The 18,305-nt window shown below is 34.9% G+C and carries 13 protein-coding genes and 1 pseudogene; 3 read left to right on the plus strand and 11 right to left on the minus strand.

Going from position 1 to position 18,305, the window contains the following annotated elements:
* Positions 1 to 5: 5 nt before the first annotated feature.
* A complete protein-coding gene (locus tag PUH65_RS06965; protein WP_305519318.1) occupies positions 6 to 1,733 on the minus strand; it encodes an ABC transporter ATP-binding protein in 1,728 nt (575 codons plus the stop codon).
* Positions 1,734 to 2,255: 522 nt separating this feature from the next.
* Positions 2,256 to 2,981, minus strand: a pseudogene (gene lptB / locus PUH65_RS06970) (LPS export ABC transporter ATP-binding protein); the annotation flags it as partial.
* A gap of 298 nt (positions 2,982 to 3,279) precedes the next feature.
* On the opposite strand from lptB, the gene PUH65_RS06975 reads away from it, so the two are divergent.
* The gene (locus PUH65_RS06975) at positions 3,280 to 3,774 is read left to right on the plus strand and encodes an RNA polymerase sigma factor (RefSeq protein WP_305519151.1); all 495 of its coding nucleotides are present in this window, start codon (positions 3,280 to 3,282) and stop codon (positions 3,772 to 3,774) included.
* Complete coding sequence (locus PUH65_RS06980; protein WP_305519152.1) at positions 3,767 to 4,438, plus strand: beta-carotene 15,15'-monooxygenase; 672 nt, start codon at positions 3,767 to 3,769, stop codon at positions 4,436 to 4,438. The genes PUH65_RS06975 and PUH65_RS06980 overlap by 8 nt, the downstream gene beginning before the upstream one ends.
* Before the next feature lie 40 nt (positions 4,439 to 4,478).
* On the opposite strand, the gene rpoN is transcribed toward PUH65_RS06980, so the two are convergent.
* The 8 genes from rpoN to PUH65_RS07020 form a co-directional block, all read right to left on the minus strand.
* Positions 4,479 to 5,957 carry an RNA polymerase factor sigma-54 gene (rpoN, locus tag PUH65_RS06985; protein WP_305519153.1) on the minus strand — a complete coding sequence of 493 codons (1,479 nt, stop codon included), beginning with the start codon at positions 5,955 to 5,957 and terminating at the stop codon, positions 4,479 to 4,481.
* Between the two features lie 68 nt (positions 5,958 to 6,025).
* On the minus strand, positions 6,026 to 7,471 hold the full coding sequence (gene asnS, locus PUH65_RS06990; protein WP_305519155.1) for an asparagine--tRNA ligase: 1,446 nt from the start codon (positions 7,469 to 7,471) through the stop codon (positions 6,026 to 6,028).
* A 306-nt stretch (positions 7,472 to 7,777) separates the two neighbouring features.
* Positions 7,778 to 8,320, minus strand: a complete 543-nt coding sequence (gene rimM / locus PUH65_RS06995; protein WP_305519156.1) for a ribosome maturation factor RimM — start codon at positions 8,318 to 8,320, stop codon at positions 7,778 to 7,780.
* A gap of 77 nt (positions 8,321 to 8,397) precedes the next feature.
* On the minus strand, positions 8,398 to 9,012 hold the full coding sequence (locus PUH65_RS07000) for a 30S ribosomal protein S16 (protein WP_305519157.1): 615 nt from the start codon (positions 9,010 to 9,012) through the stop codon (positions 8,398 to 8,400).
* Positions 9,013 to 9,392: 380 nt separating this feature from the next.
* Positions 9,393 to 9,911, minus strand: a complete 519-nt coding sequence (locus tag PUH65_RS07005) for a hypothetical protein (protein ID WP_305519159.1) — start codon at positions 9,909 to 9,911, stop codon at positions 9,393 to 9,395.
* Positions 9,912 to 10,019: 108 nt separating this feature from the next.
* A complete protein-coding gene (locus PUH65_RS07010; protein ID WP_305519160.1) occupies positions 10,020 to 12,257 on the minus strand; it encodes a TonB-dependent siderophore receptor in 2,238 nt (745 codons plus the stop codon).
* 153 nt (positions 12,258 to 12,410) lie between these two features.
* Entirely contained in the window at positions 12,411 to 13,787 is a 1,377-nt protein-coding gene (locus tag PUH65_RS07015; protein ID WP_305519161.1) for an APC family permease, read from the minus strand.
* A gap of 172 nt (positions 13,788 to 13,959) precedes the next feature.
* A complete protein-coding gene (locus tag PUH65_RS07020) occupies positions 13,960 to 15,837 on the minus strand; it encodes an ABC-F family ATP-binding cassette domain-containing protein (protein WP_305519163.1) in 1,878 nt (625 codons plus the stop codon).
* Between the two features lie 232 nt (positions 15,838 to 16,069).
* Between PUH65_RS07020 and PUH65_RS07025 the strand changes: the two genes are divergently transcribed.
* Positions 16,070 to 17,248, plus strand: a complete 1,179-nt coding sequence (locus PUH65_RS07025; RefSeq protein WP_305519164.1) for a thioredoxin fold domain-containing protein — start codon at positions 16,070 to 16,072, stop codon at positions 17,246 to 17,248.
* 49 nt (positions 17,249 to 17,297) lie between these two features.
* On the opposite strand, the gene PUH65_RS07030 is transcribed toward PUH65_RS07025, so the two are convergent.
* Positions 17,298 to 18,161, minus strand: coding sequence for a glycoside hydrolase family 25 protein (locus PUH65_RS07030; protein WP_305519165.1), 864 nt, complete (start codon positions 18,159 to 18,161; stop codon positions 17,298 to 17,300).
* Positions 18,162 to 18,305: the final 144 nt, after the last annotated feature.

Here is an 18,305-nt window from a genome sequence, read left to right on the forward strand (position 1 = left end):
TAAATTTAATTTTCTTTAAAAGAACTCATTAATTTATCGAGATTAAGACTTCTTGCAGAAGCATCGAAAATATCTCGGTAAGAACCATTAAGATTGATCAATTCATCATGAGTTCCGCTTTCTACGACTCTTCCCTTTTCCATGACATAGATACAATCTGAATCTAAAATCTGCGACAAGGAATGCGAAATAATGACCACTGTTCTTCCTTCTTTTATCGCATCTAAAGAGTTTTTGATCTGTTCCGTCGCAATTGCATCTAAACTTGCAGTTGGTTCATCCAAAAATATAATTGGTGGATCTTTCAAGAATAATCTGGCAATTGCAATTCTCTGTTGTTGTCCACCAGAAAGTTGCGTTGCATCGTGATTATACTGTTCTGGCAAATCCATGATTTGATCGTGGAGATAGGCCTTTTTCGCGGCAGTTTCTATTTCCTCAAAAGTCGCATTCATATTTCCGTAGCGAATATTATCTTCAATACTTCCCTGGAAAATATGATTCTTCTGTAGAACCAAACCGATATCGTTTCGCAAAGCCGTATTATCAAAGTCATTCAACTCAACATCATCCAGAAAAATATTTCCGGAATCGGGCAAATAAAATTTACACAACAGATTAATTACGGTGGATTTTCCAGCGCCACTTAAACCAACTAAGGCGGTGGTTTTTCCGGCTTGAATATTCATTGAAACATGGTGTAAGGCTTTCATTCCATTCGGATACGTGAAATCTACATTCTGCAATTCAAATTTCCCTTTGATATTTTTTTCGATATAAATTCCGTTGGGTTCTGTTTGATCATCGGCATTTAAAATATCAAAATATCCTTCGGCATAAATCATGGCATCATTCATATCATCGTAAATCCGGTGAAGTTGGCGAATCGGCGCCGAAACATTATTAAACAAAAGAATATGCAACATAATCGCACCAATAGTCATTTGCTGATCGAGCACTAAATAAACGGTTAAAAGAATAATGAGCACCACGCCGAACTGTTCGATAAAAGTTTTTAAACCATCATAAAAGAAATTGGTTTTTCGGGTAAACAACTGGCTTTCCATTAACTGCATTTGCAAATCGTACTGTTTTTCACCTTCAAATTTTTCCCGAACAAAACTTTTAATCACCATAATCGAATTGATTAAATTTAAAAGTCCCGATGTCTTTTTTTCCCGTTGATTTCTTAATTGCCGACGAACTCCAGCAAGTTTTTTCGCTTGCATAGAACTCACGGCAAAATAGATAGGAACTACAATTGTAGAAACCAAACCGACATACACATTTTGCATATACATAATCACCAAAGCAATAATTGCGTTGGAAAAAAGCGGTAAAATATCAATAAAAAAGTTTTGAACCAGTTTCGTTAAACTCTCGATTCCACGATCAATCCTTTGCTGCAGTTTTCCAGTTTCGTGATTTTCATTGGTGTAGAAAGCTACGCTGTACGTCAAGATTTTGTCAATTGCAGTCTGAGCGAGAACAGAACTGGTATTAATTCTTATTTTTTCGCCATAAAATTTTTGACCAAACTGAATAAAAATATTAATGATTTCCTTTCCCAACAAAATCGAAGAAATAATCACCAAAACGTGAATTCCCTCATCCATAGGATTTGGGAGTTGCGTTAAATTAGTGACTTCATCAACGGTGTATTTTAAAACCAAAGGATTCACCTGTGCCATTAAAGCACCGACAAAAGTCAGAAATAAAGTTCCGTACATCATCAAACGATAAGGTTTAATGAAGGGAATCAGTTGCTGATAAATGTTGTAAAGAGTAACAGTTCTTTTGAAAGGTTTTGGCATATTTTAAACTAGAAAAAAATTTGGAATATTCTAAGTTAACAAAAAAGCGACCACAATATACTATTACAACTGGAAATTAAATAACCATTATTGTCTCAATATTTATTAAGAATCAAAAGAAAACGTTGTTAAATAATGTAACTCTGGCTTGCTGGCTGCTTTTGCGCTTGATTCTGCTTCAACTAAAGAATAATTTGAATTGATTTCTTTCTTCTGAAACAAAAATGAATTATTAGAATTTTTGTCAACCACGTCATTAAAGATATGTTCGATTTCTGAATTTGCCAAAGAAGCAAAACTGATATCTTCAAAACCGTACATCAATCTTAAATTATCTGTATTCTGAAAATTCTCATCTACAAAATTTTGGAATTGATTTTTAGAATCAAAATTACCTGCCCAAATATTATAGACAAAAGATTTCTTTTTGGGTTTATTTAAAATATCCTGATATACGAAATTCTCGCCCAGATAAGCATCACGAACTTGTGGATCATTGGCTAGATCATGCGGAAGTCCTTCTTTCAAAATCCGTCCTTCAAACATGATATAGGTTTTATGAGTAATCGCTAAAGTCTGCTGAACATTGTGATCGGTAATTAAAATACCAATATTTTTATCGACTAAACTTCTTACAATTTTCTGAATATCTTCTACTGCAATCGGGTCAACTCCAGCGAAAGGTTCATCTAATAAAATAAAATTCGGGCTTGTTGCAAGACAACGTGCGATTTCAGTTCTTCTTCTTTCACCACCAGACAGTAAATCACCTCGGTTTTTACGAACATGTTGCAAAGAAAACTCTTCGATAAGTTCATCGCATTTCATCTGTTGTTCCCGCTTTGAAAGTTTGGTCAATTGCAAAACTCCCAAGATATTATCTTCCACCGACAGTTTTCTAAAAACTGAGGCTTCCTGCGCTAAGTAACCGATTCCTTTTTGGGCTCGGCGATACATGGCATCATTGGTAATCTCTTTATCATTTAAAAAAATCTTACCCGAAGTTGGTTTTACCAAGCCTACAATCATGTAGAAACTGGTGGTTTTTCCGGCTCCGTTTGGACCGAGTAGCCCAACGATTTCGCCTTGTCGAACTTCGACTGAAACTCCTTTTACCACTTTTTTAGGGCCGTATTCTTTAATTAAATTTTCTCCGCGTAGAATCATGTAGCAAATATAATAAATTAGATGTAAGGTTGCATTAAAACCTACTTGCATACAACCACGAAATTGAATGGTAAAAACCAGGCCAAATCCCTAAAATTATAGAACATTTAAAAGCAATAAATTCACAAAACCTTTTTAAATCTTCGCAATCATATTTCAATATTAATAAAATAGGAGAGTATATTTAAAATTCCTGCATTCCTGACAAAAAACATTGGATTTCCTTTGGAATTAAACAGATTTACTTGAGTTTTCGGTTTAAAAAAATTATCTTCGCTCTTTAGAAAAATCATCAGATTTGAGTGCCAAAGAAAAAGAGTTCGCGAAACTAATTAAAGATAATCAAGGTTTGATTATCAAAGTTTCTCGACTTTATACCAATACTTTGGAGGATGAACAAGATCTTTTTCAGGAAATTGTGTTACAACTTTGGCGTTCCTACGACTCATTCAAAGGACAATCGAAAATCTCTACTTGGATGTATCGTGTTGCACTGAATACTGCAATTACGCTCTTCAGAAAAAAAACAAAATCGCCCCAAACCGACGAATTGATGGATTATCATCATAGTGATTTTGTAGAAATTGATGATGAAAGACAACAACATATTTCAACTCTTTATAAAGTGATTAAAATGCTACCCAATGTAGAACGTGCGATTGTCACAATGTATTTGGATGATTTACCTTATCGTGATATTGCAGAAAACTTAGGAATTACGGAGGTTAATGCGAGAGTTAAAATGAATCGGCTGAAAAAAACTTTAAAACAACTAATGGAAAAACATGCCTGAATTTGATTTAGACAGTTTCAAAGAAACTTGGCAAAAACAACCGATTGAGCCAAAATATGACAGCAGAGAAATAGAATCGATGCTGAATAAATCCTCACGGAATTATGTGAAATATATTCTCTGGATCAGTTTGGTGGAATTCATTTTAATTCTGGGAGCCAACTTGTATTATCTTTTTTTAGGAGAAGACACCACCGATTTAATGAGTGTTCTGGGGAAATTAGGAATCGATAATTCGTCAAATTTCGAAAGTACATTATCAAATATTTATCTTATCCTAAAAATCGTAAGTTTGGTTATGACTGCGGTTTTTGTTTACTGTTTCTACCAAAATTATCGAAAAATAAATGTAGAATCGAACCTTAAAAAGTTAATTCTGCAAATCATTAAATTTAAAAAAACGGTTCAATTGTTTATCGTGGCAAACATTGCTTTGGTCATTTTATTTACCCTGATTTTGGGAATATTTACGTTTTCAGTTTTAGCCGAGCAAAATATTGAATTGACCAATCCAACCTTAATCGGATTTATTGCAGGATTATTATTGACAATGGGAATAAGCGTGGTTTTAATCTGGATTTATTACCGTGTAGTCTACGGATTTATCCTAAGAAGATTGGGTAAAAATCTGGAACAACTCCAAAATATAGAAGAGGGAAATTAATTCAATTCCCCTCTTCTTTTTATATTCTTAAAATAAATTTTTATAATTCTTTTCTTAGCCTTGCCACCGGAATATTTAGTTGTTCACGATATTTTGCAATGGTTCGTCTGGCGATATTATATCCTTTTTCTTTCAATAATTTAACCAAAGCATCATCGGTATAAGGTTTTCTTTTGTTCTCACCATCGATAATATCCATAAGATGCGTTTTGATTTCTTTGGTAGAAACTTCTTCACCATCATCGTTTGTCAATGAATCAGAGAACAGACTTTTCAGATATACAATTCCATTTGGGGTATCTGCATATTTACTTTTTACCACTCTGGAAATCGTAGAAATATCAAATCCTGTGATATCGGCAACATCTTTTAAAATCATCGGTTTCAATGATTTATCATCAGCAGTAATGAAATACTCTTTCTGCAACTGAACAATGGCAGAAATCGTTTGTAACAAAGTATTCTGACGCTGATTAATCGCATCGATATACCATTTTGCTGCATCTAATTTTTGCTTGATAAAAAGTGCCGCCTGTTTATGCTCAGCCGATTTTTTATCGTGAGAATAGGTAGTCAAAATGTCTTTATACTCATCTGAAACTCTCAGTGATGGAGCATTTTTACTGTTCAGAGATGGAATTACATCTACTCCTTTTTTACCGTTATCTTTAACGGTGATAAGGAAATCAGGAATAATTTCCTGGTTAATGGTAATCGTTTGAGTATCGAAATTCCCACCAACTTTCGGCGATAATTTAGAAATCACTTCTAGAGCATCTTTCAAATCATCTTCCTCGATATCATATTTCTGAATAATCTTGTTGTAATGCTTATTCGTTAAAGCATCAAACTGACTTCTCAAGATATTGCCTGCCAAAATCACGGCTTTTTCAGCGCTCACTTTTTTCTCTATTTGCAGTAAAAGACACTCCTGCAAACCTCTTGCGCCAACTCCTGGTGGATCTAATTTCTGAACGTAATTTTCCAAAATATCAGTCACCTTTTCTGGCGTCGTCATCAATCCCTGAGAAAATGCAAGATCATCAACTAATTGCTTAATTTCTCTACGAAGATAACCATCATTGTCTAGGTTCCCGATGATATATTCAGCAATTTTCAAATCATCATTATCGATATTTGCCAAACGAATTTGCTCCAAAAGATAATCGTATAAAGACTGGCCTTCTGTTAAAAGCGACTGACTGTCGAACTCTTCATCATCTGCAGAGTAATTGTTGGCCGAAGATTTGTAGGCTGGCTCGTCATCGAAAATATATTCATTAACATCAAAATCAGTATCGATACTTTCATTGCCTTCATCTTCATATTTTTCATCCAGCGAGGCGTAATCTTCTTCTTTATTATCTTCCTGTACTTTTTCTAAAGCAGGATTCTCTTCAAGTTCACGTTCCAATTCTTCTTCAAATTCGAGGGTATGAAGTTGAATCAATTTCATTAACTGAATTTGTTGCGGGGCCAATTTCTGGCCAAGTCTCATTTGAAGATTTTGTTTCAACATATTATGATGTTATTTCTCTTTTAAGTTTTAATGCAGCTCTTTTGAACCATAAACATAGTAAATTTATTTTAAAATTCTGCAGTGTGCGGTGTTCTAGGGAAAGGAATTACATCTCTGATGTTAGTCATACCTGTTACGAAAAGAATCAATCTTTCTAATCCAAGTCCGAAACCAGCGTGCGGCACAGAACCAAATTTTCGCGTGTCCATATACCACCAAAGTTCCTCTTCATCAACATTCATATCTTTCATCTTGGCTTTCAAAACATCGAATTTATCTTCTCTTTGAGAACCTCCGATAATTTCACCAATTCCAGGGAATAAAACATCCATGGCAGCAACCGTTTTTCCATCTTCATTCAGTTTCATATAGAACGCTTTGATCTCTTTTGGATAATCAAATAAAACAACCGGACATTCAAAATGTTTTTCAACTAAGAAACGTTCGTGTTCACTTTGCAAATCTGCGCCCCATTCATCAATAGGAAACTGGAATTTGCCTTTCTTATTTTCTTTCGAGTTTCTAAGAATCTCAATCGCTTCGGTGTAAGAAACACGTTTAAATCTCTTCTGAATAACGTTTTGTAACTTCTCCAGCAAACCTTCTGAAGCTCTGTCTTTCTCGGGTTTTTGTTTTTGCTCTTCGGCAAATCTCTTATCTAAAAATTCAAGATCATCTTTGCAATTTTCTAAAACGTAGTTGATGACGTATTTTAAGAAATCTTCTGCAAGATCGATATTGTCTTCTAAATTATTAAATGCAACTTCCGGTTCCACCATCCAGAATTCTGCAAGGTGACGCGTTGTATTCGAGTTTTCTGCGCGGAAAGTTGGTCCGAATGTATACACTCTTCCCAATCCCATCATGGCAGTTTCTACGTTCAACTGTCCGGAAACGGTCAGGTTGGTTTTCTTACCAAAAAAATCTTGTGAATAATCAATTGCTCCATTTTCATCCCGTGGGATTTCATCAAGATCAAAATTCGTTACGCCAAACATTTCACCGGCTCCTTCAGCATCGGCTCCTGTAATAATTGGCGTATTCATATAGAAAAACTGGTTCTGATTAAAGAACTGATGAATCGCAAAACTCACCGAACTTCTCACTCTGAAAACAGCGCTAAATAAGTTCGTACGGAAACGCAAATGCGCTTGCTCACGAAGAATCTCTAAGGAATGCTTCTTCGGTTGAAGAATTGTTTTATCTCTTTCTTCAGTAAAGTTATCTCCTAAGATGATGATTTTCTTGGCGATGATTTCGATATTCTGTCCGGCTCCCTGGCTTTCTACCACTTCACCTATGATCTTTACTGATGCAGCGTTGCTGATGTTTTTAAGAATATTCTCATCAAATTGTTCAAAGTCAACAACCACTTGTAAATTGTTAATCGTAGACCCATCATTCAAAGCAATAAATCGATTAGAGCGAAATGCTCTTACCCAGCCTTGCACTGTGATGTCGTGATGAATTAGTTTTTTATAGTCCTCTAATAATTCTTTAATTGTTGTTCTCATATTTCCTTAAAATCAATAGATGCAAACTTACTAAAAATTGGCGTAAAATTTGCTCTTAGGCGGAAATTATCATAAAAAAAACGCTTACTAATAAGCGTTCAAATTCATTTAATTGGATACTCAATCGAAAGATTACACTTCCGTAGTGCGAGAATACAAAAACTACTATTAAAAAAAGGGGTTGTTTTTAAATCCCAGTTACGACCCGACTTGAGTGCAGTTCTTTTTAATTAATGACTGAGTTTGTCGAAGCCAGCAATTAAAAAAATCGACAACGAAAGGCGGAATTGTCGCCAAAAAAAAAACTTACTCGTCTTTCTTCGATGGAATCAAGAAAACATCCATCAATCCTTCTGGCAAAGACATTCTGATAAATTTCTCTTCCCTGTTTAATTCCAGAATCCAATCTCTGATAATCGGAATAACAATTTGCTTATCTGCTAATTTGAGCACGAAATAATGCTGACCCGTTTGGTCGTTAATCGTTTCTATAATTCCACAAGATTTACCATCTTCTTCGCGGATTTCGAACCCTACAACTTCGTGGTAATAAAATTTATTTCCGGTCAATTTTGGCAAGCCAGAAAGCGGAAGGTACACGTCTTTCCCCACGACCTGATCGACCAAAGCTTCGGTAGAATTTTTGAAAGATACAATGAGCGTTTCGCCTTTGCTCCAAGATTGTTTAGCAATGAAAAAAGGCACCAACAATCCGTTGATATCAACAAATATAGAGGATAATTTAGAATACATTTCAGGTTGATCCGTATCCAATTTTAGGAATACGTTTCCGTGTAGTCCGTGTCTGCGGGTAATTTTTCCTAAAAAATAGCAATCTTCTTTTTTCATGATGCAAATATAAATGGTTTTAAAATAATAGAGACGTCAAAAAATGACGCCTCCATAATTCTTAAGTAAGAAATTTATTAAGCTTGAGTTTCTTCAGTTCCTTCTGCTTCTGCAGTTGGTTCTTCAGTAGTTTCAGCTACTGCTTCTGGAGCCGCTTCTTCTGCTACTGGAGCATTAGCCGCTTCTTCTGCTGCTTTTTCTTCTGCCAATTTAGCATCTGCTTCAGCTTTCGCATCATCAACTAATTTTTGTGCAGCGTCTAATCTACCTTGGTTTACTTTTGCTTCTGCTTCTAAAGCTGCTTTTTTAGCATCTTCTTTAGATTTAGCCAAACCGTCTTTTTTACCAAGAACTTGTTGCGCTTTTCCTTCTAACCAAGTTGCGAATTTGCTATCTGCAGTCGCTTGATCAAAAGCCCCTTTTGCTACTCCACCTTGTAAGTGTTTTTTGTAAAGCACTCCTTTGTAAGAAAGAATTGCACGAGCAGTATCAGTTGGTTGCGCTCCATTATCTAACCATTTTACTGCCGCATCTACGTTAATTTCGATAACTGCTGGGTTGGTAATAGGATTGTAAGTACCTAATTTTTCGATGAATTTACCATCTCTACTTGCTCTTGCATCGGCAACTACGATGTGGTAGAAAGGTTTTCCTTTTTTACCGTGTCTTTGTAATCTAATTTTTACTGACATAAATGTTTGAATTTGTGGGAACTCGTCCCGATTAATTATAAGGGTGCAAAGATAATTAAATTTTCCGAGGCTACAATTCTAGAAGCGAATTATTTAGCGTCTGACTATCATTTTTTTTAGGAGCCGAGAACCTGCTTTCACTACTCGCTTCCCGCCTCAGCTTTTTCCTTACTTGGGAGAGCTCAAACAGACCGTTCAATCAGGGCTAGAAATACTGCGACCAATCAATTTAAGATTTCAAATTTCACCATTAAAGTTTGATGAAGGAATTAAAATTATTAAGATTGCCTTATGAAATTTTTATGCGCAGCACTTTCATGGACTTTGCACTAAAAAAAAACTTTGTGTCTTTGTGGTCAAAAAATTCTGCTGTTAATGATTTATTGAAAGAACACCATGATCAAAGCCAACACAAATCCGATTCCTGCGTAAATCATTCCACGACGAAATGCTTTTGATTTGAAATTAAACATCCAGAAAGAAGAAATTACGAAGAAAAATAGCGTCAATCCAAAAACTGTATTCAAAGAAGCATAACGATGTTTTGATGTAGATTTATGCAACTGATTGAATTTTTCTAAGACAAAAGGCAACTGCATTTTGGTATATTTTGCTTCTCCCGTCTTTACATTATAGGTTCCCTGTTCAAAGGTTTTTAAATCACCATCTCCCGGTTTAAACTCCACATTTTTCATTTTAATTTCTTTCGCCAGTTCCTTTTCCGTCATATTGGGTTTTAATACAATTTCGGATTTATTTTCTTTTTTCAGAAAATTAGTATCACGGTAAATCAATAATACCCCACTGATGGAATAAACGGCCATAATTCCCGCCGCGAAATAACCTAAATAACGGTGCGTAATCCGCATGAATGACTTGGTGTCTTTAATTGCTGCCATAGTTTTCTGTTTTTTGTTTTTTGTTTTTTTACTTGAAATAACAGAAGTGGAAACGAAATCTCCACTACTATTACTTTAAAATTAAGATGATATGAAAAAATGTTTTAATTACAATTTATACGTTAAGGTCATGTAGAAATTTCTTGGTGTAATCGGGTTCACCGAGTAATTCTCGTGGTAGTTATAATTCACCGTGTCAAATAAATTTCCAATTTTACCCATTACAGAGAATTTCTTCCAGTCGTACCCAACTGAGATCGCAGCGGTTATATAATCGTCAACTTCCAACAATCTTGTAATTCCACCTCTGGTATCATTTGTGGCTTTGGTATCATTCCAGCCAGCAAGTCGGTCTCCAACATAATAAACACTTGCACCCAACTTCAATCCTTTTACGTAATCAGTAAACGTGTAGAATATGGAAGCATTCGCTGTAGTCGCTGGGGTTCTCACCAATCTTTGATCTTCAACATATCCGAAATCTGCAGGCGTATCTAAATAAACTGAATGGTTATAAGACGCTCCAGCGATAATCGACAAGTTTGGATAAGGATTTCCGGTGATGTCTAATTCTACCCCTTGACTTCTCATTTTACCGGCGAAATCTTTAATTGTTGAATCTACATTTGGTGAACCATCTGCTTTAAATTCGGCAGTTTGATAGAAGTTTCTGTTTTCAATCTGGTAAACTGAAAGGTTTAATGCAACGGCATTATTCCAGAAATTATGTTTCATGCCTATTTCAAACTGGTCGATTAAAGAAGGTTTTAGAGAATTATCATTAATATCTCTTCCTGTATTTGCAGAGAATGAATTGGTATAAGTTGCGAAAAGAGACCATTGATCATTTGGCATATAAACCAGACCTGCTTTTGGGGAAAATGCTCTGTCAACAGTTCCTTCTCCAGTTGTTAATTTACCATCTGCAAAATTCACTTTTTCTGACTCTTTATTTTCAATATACGACCATCTTAAACCAGCCAGCACTTTAAATTTGTCTGAAAGTTCAATATAATCCTGAGCGTAAATTCCGAATCTTTGGGTAGGAATTCTATTTCTATCCTTTTTCATTGAATCAGGCATTGCTCCTGAAGCCCAACTCGCAGCATCGTCTAAATACAAAGTTCCGCCTGCAGCACCATTCGTTCCATATAAATAAGAAGTACCAAAAGTTTTTCCGTTCGCAGGATTTAAATAAGTGTAAGAATCAGCAGTTCCGTAATCGCCATCAGTTCCCACTAAAATTTTATGATTAACGGTTCCAGTTTTAAATTCACCATTTAAGTTAACCTGTAATGATGTATAATTCTGCTCATTATAAGATTTATTAAGCGGACGTTTCCAGTTCAAGCGGTCTGCGGCGTCATAACTCCACTGCACTCTCTCCGTTGAAAAATAATCTTTCGTATAATTCTGATAAGAAGCAACAGCGTTTAAAGTCCAAATATCATTAAACTGATGATTAAAAGTAATTCCGGTTGTCGCCTGTTGCACATTTTGATATTGCCAGTCTGTCCCCAGGAAAGCATTTCTTGGCAAGAATTTATTTAAAGAGTAAGAACCATCTTTATTGGTAATTGACCCAATTCCGAAGTCTGGTGTAAAATCATTCTTCAAATAATCTGCCTCTACAATCAATTGAGAGTTTCTCCCAATATTAAATAAGAAAGAAGGATTGAAATAATATTTTGTGGAAGAAACAACATCCCTAAAACTGTCAGCAGTTTCGTAAGCACCATTTACACGGAAAGCAACTTTTTCGCTCAGCGGCCCGTAGAAATCTACTGTAGGTTTATAAGTATTCCAACTTCCACCGCTTAAGCCGATACTTCCGCCGTTTGTGAATCTCGGCTTCTTTGTTATTAAATTAACAACTCCACCAGCGGCAACATTTCCGTAAAGCATTGCATTTCCCCCTTTCAAAACTTCTACCCTTTCCAGACCGGAAACTTCTGGGAAAACACCGCTGTTAACTCTAGCACCATTTTTAAAAATATTATCGTTCCCAAAGTTAAATCCTCTTCCACCAAAACTGTCCTGTGAATTCCCACGGGAAGAAGTGATATAAAGTCCATTTACATTTTGAAGAACATCACTTAACTGTTTTGCTTGCTGCTGCTCTATAATTTCATGGGTAACAATTGCAACGGGTTGTGGATTTTCCATTATTGTTAAATTCGACTTTGAAGAAAGTGGTCTTGCAATATTGGGATTTCCCGTTTTGTGCATATTAATATCTTCAATTTGCTGAATTCTAATAGTATCATTTATCGGTTCGAACTTCATTTGAGCACTTACCGAAGAGACAATGATTAAAGCACCTAGCGAAATGATTTGTTTTTTCATGTACGTTTTTATTTAGACTGAATTAAAATAACGATGCAAAAGTAAAAAACGCATTACAATTACACAACCTTATTTGTAATTATTCTAAATAAAATTTAAAACTAAGTGTTTAATTTATTGTGAATGAGGCGAATTACAGAAGACTGACATTTATCAGTTCCTCTTCATCAACAGAAATCCTGCGCCAATAAATAGCAAATTAATAATAAAATAAGTGATTCCGTTGGGTGCAGTTGCCGTTCCGAACAAGACTACTGTATTTCCTAAGACCGCAATAACCGTTATTATTTTTTTTAAAAAGGAATTTCTAGAAAAAACTTTCTTTCTAAATAATTGAAATAAACCCAGAAACAAAGAACCATTAACCAAATAAATAAAAATAATAGGAATAGCGGAAAGATCAAAATTTTTCTCCGTAAAAAAGGAATTTGTATTTGTTAAATAATAGATTGCAAGATAAAAAACAATGCACGAAGTTCCGAAAATCGCGCTGTTTACAGGCATTTTCGTTTTCTCATCCACTTTATTTAAGTTCAAAAATTTCTTTGACTTTTCTAAATTGGAAAACTGATAGGGAACCCGAATCGTTGCCAGCAATAAACCATTTGATGTTCCCAAAACTGAAATAATAATAAAGAGTTGCATTAATATCGCACCCGAATTAGAAGCCGCTTTTCTCGCAAATTCTGTGATATACGTATCTTTTAACTGAATGATTTCTTCACCACTCATCCGGAAAACAATTCCTAAGTAATAGGCGATGTAAATCACCATCACAGAAACAGTTCCAATGATCAGAGCCTTCGGAAGGTTTTTACTGGAGTTTTTAATCTCTCCAGAAATCTGAGTCGCAATATACCAACCATCAAATGCAAAAGAAATCGGAATAAAACTCGCCGCCACCAAAAGAATAAAAGACTGATTTTGTAAACCACTTCCCATTTGTGTAAAAGTATTTACTTCACTTACTTCTCCTTTAAATAAACTTAAAATTCCTAAAGAAGCGATAAAAATTAAAGGCAACACTTTAAGCACCGTTGTCATCTGTTGAAATATCCCACTGCTTTTCGGACGGAAAATATTAATAAAAAAGAAGATAATTAAATTAACAAAACCTATTAAAGCAAAATGCAAAAAAGTTGGTTCAAAGTTCATGAACTCCGCTAATAAATGCGCGATATAAATTCCGGAAACCGTAAACAAAACTGCGGTGAGCGAAGGGTAAAACAGACTCATATAAATCCAGCCTACAAAATAACTCGCACTTTCGCCAAATCTGTAATTTACGTAATTGAGAATTCCGCCATCTTTTGGCAACAGTTCTGCATAGTTTGCCATCGAAATTCCAGCAAACACAACGCTGATTCCAACAATAAGAAAACCAAAAAGTCCGGCTAAAACATTTCCTTGTGTGGATAATAAAACATCATCAACTTTAAAGAAAATCCCGGAACCAATGACCTGACCGATGACCATAGAAATGGCGGTAAAAAGTCCGTACTTCGCTTCTAATTTTTGGTCGTTGCTCATGTTAAAATTAATTTTACCGCAAATAACGCAAAAGGTTTTTAGATTTTAGTAATAAAAATAAGATTAGAAAATCTTAGGAAGTTCTTTTTGGCCCGATCACACGAATTTATATGACAAAAAAAGAACGAGCAAAAGCCCGTTCCTAATTCTATTTTATATAGAACTCAAAAAACTAATCCTGAAGTTCTAACCAGCGCATTTCTAAATCTTGAAGCTGCTCTGCAATGGTTTCTAAATTTGCCGAATATTCTGCAATCTTACCATAGTCGGTTTCGTTATTCAGTTTCTCCAAAATCTCAGATCTCTGTTTTTCTAACTTCGGTATTTGTTTGTCGATATCTTTTAATTCCTGTTGCTCTTTGAATGATAATTTTTTGGTCAGTACAGAAGCAGCGGTTTGAATAACTTCAACTTTTTTCGGCATTTCAGCAACTGGCGCCGCTATTTTTTTATTTTGTTCCTGAGATTTCTTTTCGCGGTATTCGGTGAAGTTTCCGACAAAATCTTTAATAACGCCATCACCTTCAAAAGCCAAAACGTGATCCACAATACGATCCATGAAATACCTATCGTGGGAAACGATAATTAAACTTCCCTGGAACTGAAGAAGGAAATTTTCTAAAACCGTTAATGTTGGTAAATCCAAATCATTCGTCGGCTCATCAAAAATCAAGAAATTCGGATTTTGATACAAAACATGCATCAAATGCAGACGTCTTTTTTCACCACCAGAAAGTTTAGAAATTGCCGCATATTGCGTTTGATCATCAAATAAGAACAAACGTAAAAACTGCGAGGCAGAAATCGTTCTTCCGTTTGCCAATGGGAAATTTTCTGAGATATCTCTAATAAAGTCAATCACTCGCTGATCTTCTTTATATTTTAATCCTTTTTGCGCAAAGTAACCGAATTTAATGGTTTCTCCGGTTTCAATGGAACCAGAATCATACGGTTCAAAACCTTGAATAATATTTAAAAGCGTCGATTTTCCGGCTCCGTTTTTTCCAACAATTCCAACTTTTTCACCACGTTGAAATTGATAAGAGAAATCTTTCAATAATAATTTCTCGCCGAAACTTTTACTAATATCGTGTAATTCTAAAATCTTTGATCCAAGACGTTTCATCTCAAAATCCAGTTCCAGTTTTTCTTTTCTGGTATCGGTTTTGGCAACTTTTTCGGTTTCGTAAAAATCATCTTGTCGCGATTTAGATTTAGTAGTTCTTGCTTTCGGTTGACGACGCATCCACTCTAACTCCTTGCGGTAAAGGTTTTGCGCTTTGTCAATCGTAGAATTCATATTGTCTTCACGAATGATTTTATTCTCTAAATAGGTTCCATAACTACCGTTGTGGAAATACAAATTGTAATCCTCAATCTCCCAAATAATATCACAAACTGCATCCAGGAAATACCTGTCGTGAGTAACCAAAAGTAAAGTTACCATCGCTTTTGACAGATAATTTTCTAACCATTCTACCATATCAACATCCAGGTGATTGGTCGGCTCATCCATAATCAATAAGGTATGACGGTGCTGAGCGCGGGTTTCAACCAAAAGTTTTGCAAGCGCAACTCTTTTAATCTGACCACCAGAAAGGGTTTTCATTTTCGAAGTTAAGTCAGTGATTTTCAACTGACTCAAAATTTGACTCATTTCATTTTCTAAATCCCAAGCTTCGTGAATTTCCATTTCGTTCAGCGCTTTATCCATATCATCTGGATTCTCAGAAATCAAAGCGTGATGATAATTTTTCAACGCCATAATCGGCGCAGAATCCAAAGTCATCATGAATTCTTCTACATTCAGTTCGCCTTCAAAATCAATTTCCTGATCAAATAAAACAACCTGAATATCTTTATTAATGGTTACCGTCCCAGAATCGGCAATTTCTTTACCCATTAAAATTTTGAGCAAAGTCGATTTACCGGAACCGTTTTTAGCAACGATAGCAATTTTATCACCTTCATTAATATGGAAAGTGATATCCCTAAATAGTGTTTTTACTCCGTAAGATTTCGTAAGATTTTCGGCTGAAATGTAATTCATTGTATAATTGGACTGTATGATTTTGAAAGGTGCAAAAGTACGGAAATTAAATGAGTCGATTTTAGGCACAGATGAAGATAGATTTCAGGGAAAAGGCTTGATCATCATTGACAATTTTTAAGATTAAAAAAACATTAACTTAAATTAAGGGAGATTAACAAAAGATTAAACAGAAATTTACATTCACATTACTCCAGAAAACATTATTTTAGCATCTTAATAAATTTTAAAAATGAAAAAAATATCATTGATATTATTGGTGCTTTTTAGCATCATTACTTTTGGACAGGGAATGAAATTTGAGGAAAACAAATCCTTCAAAGATTTACTGGCCATTGCGAAGAAAGAAAACAGACTTCTTTTTTTAGACGCTTACACAACCTGGTGTGGACCTTGTAAACTGATGGCGAAAAATGTTTTCCCACAAGAATCGGTTGGAGAATTTTACAATGCCAATTTCATCAATTCTAAAATTGATATGGAAAAAGGCGAAGGAATTGATTTGGCAAAAAAGTATAACGTAAGAGCTTACCCAACTTATCTTTTCATTAATGGTGACGGAGAAGTAATTCACCGTGTTACATCTTATTATGATGCTCCCGAATTTATAGAAGTCGGAAAAGATGCGATAGATCCTACAAAACAGATGGGTGCCCTAAAAAAGAAATTTGAGGCTGGAGATAAAGATCCAGAGTTTTTGAAAAGTGTCATCAAAGTATTTGCTTTTGCTGATGCGGATTTAGCGACAAAAGCAGCGGCAACTTATTTTGCAGGAAAAAAGAACGAGCCACTATCTCAAGAAGATTTCTCTTATCTTTTTTCATTAACCAAAGACAGTAATTCCCCACTTTTCCCAGAATTTATTTCTCGTAAAGCAGAAATAATCAAAGTGATGCCAGAGGAAAATTATAATAAAGTGCTTAATAACTTAAAAACAAATGCTTTATTCAATGATTCCTACGACGCGAAAACAAAAGTTTTTAATGAGAAAAAATATGTAACAGAAGCAAGCAAAACGATGTCAGCAGGGAACGTAAGTTCTATGCTTTTGAAATCAAAAATGCGAGTTGCGGCGATGAATAAAGACAAAAATGAATATCAAAAATTGTCTATGGAATACTATAAAGATGGAACTTCTGCAGAATTCTCTTCCTCTGAATTAAATTCTATTGCATGGAACTTTTTTGAAAACGCTACGGATAAAGTCGCTCTAGAAAAAGCGTTGCTTTGGGCAAAACAATCAGTAAAATTAGATGAAAGTTATGCGAATACTGATACGCTTGCGAATCTTTATTTCAAAACGGGAGATAAAGCAAATGCAAAAATCTGGGCAACCAAAGCGATTGAACTTGCTAAAAAAGAAGGTGAGGAATACACAGAAACTCAGGCTTTATTGGATAAAATGAAATAAAAAATTTCTCTAAATCTAAAGAAGGATGCCGACAAGCATCCTTCTTTTGTTAATCTAAAGTTAGTCTTTTCAGCGACCACATATTTCCATTAAAGACATTTAAATCGATTTTGGTGTTGATTCCATATACGATTCCGTTTTCGGTAAACTGCCAGATTTTCCAATCGCTGTCGGGTGTAGGTTGCGGCACATCATTATAGTTTGCCAACCACAATGGATAATCATTAAACTCACCTTTCAAAAAATCTTTATGGTAATGGTAATAGGTGTAAATAATTGGTTTAGCGCCATAAGCTTCTTCCACAATTCGACACCATATTTTTAAATCTTCAACGAGTTTTTTGGTAGATTTCCGTCTGGGAATTTTCTCAATATCTAAAATTGGTGGCAAATCTCCAGATTCTAGTTTCACATTTTCCAGAAAATTATTGGCTTGCATAACGGGATCTTCATCGGCTCTATAGAAATGATAAGCACCGCGAATGAGTTCGTGTTTTTTAGATAGATTCCAGAATTCATCGAAATGTTTGTCTGCAGATTTGTTTCCCATTGTTGCCCGAAGAACAACGAATTTTATTGGGATTGCTCGGTTTCCAATACTTAAACTGTCCCACGTAATATCTTCTTTTCTTTGGTAATGAGAGATATCCATCCCAAAAGTCTTATCGGCGTAGTCACCAATAATTCTGTTGATCCTATTTTCCTCTGCTTCCGAATTCGATAATTTTTTATGCTCGAATTTATTGAAATACATCGAATAGTGAAAAGAAATTTTCTGTTTTAAGTAAAACCCCGTTCCTACTAAGGTTAAAGCCAGAAATAAAAGCAGAATTTCTCTACGCAGAAGAAAATGTCTTTTGCGTTTTTTGTGAATTTTCCGGGTTGTTTTTCTTTTTACTTTTCTTTTGGCCATTGGTTTGCAAAAATAGATTTTTTTAGGACGAAAAACCATTAAAACTTTTTAACCACAAAAGTCACAAAGATTTTTTTACTTGTAAAATATTAAGTTTTCTTTTACACCTTAGTCAAATTCGTTTAAGTTAATTTTTTGCGTAGA

The sequence above is a fragment of the Kaistella sp. SH40-3 genome, assembly GCF_030686865.1.
Taxonomy (GTDB): Bacteria; Bacteroidota; Bacteroidia; order Flavobacteriales; family Weeksellaceae; genus Kaistella.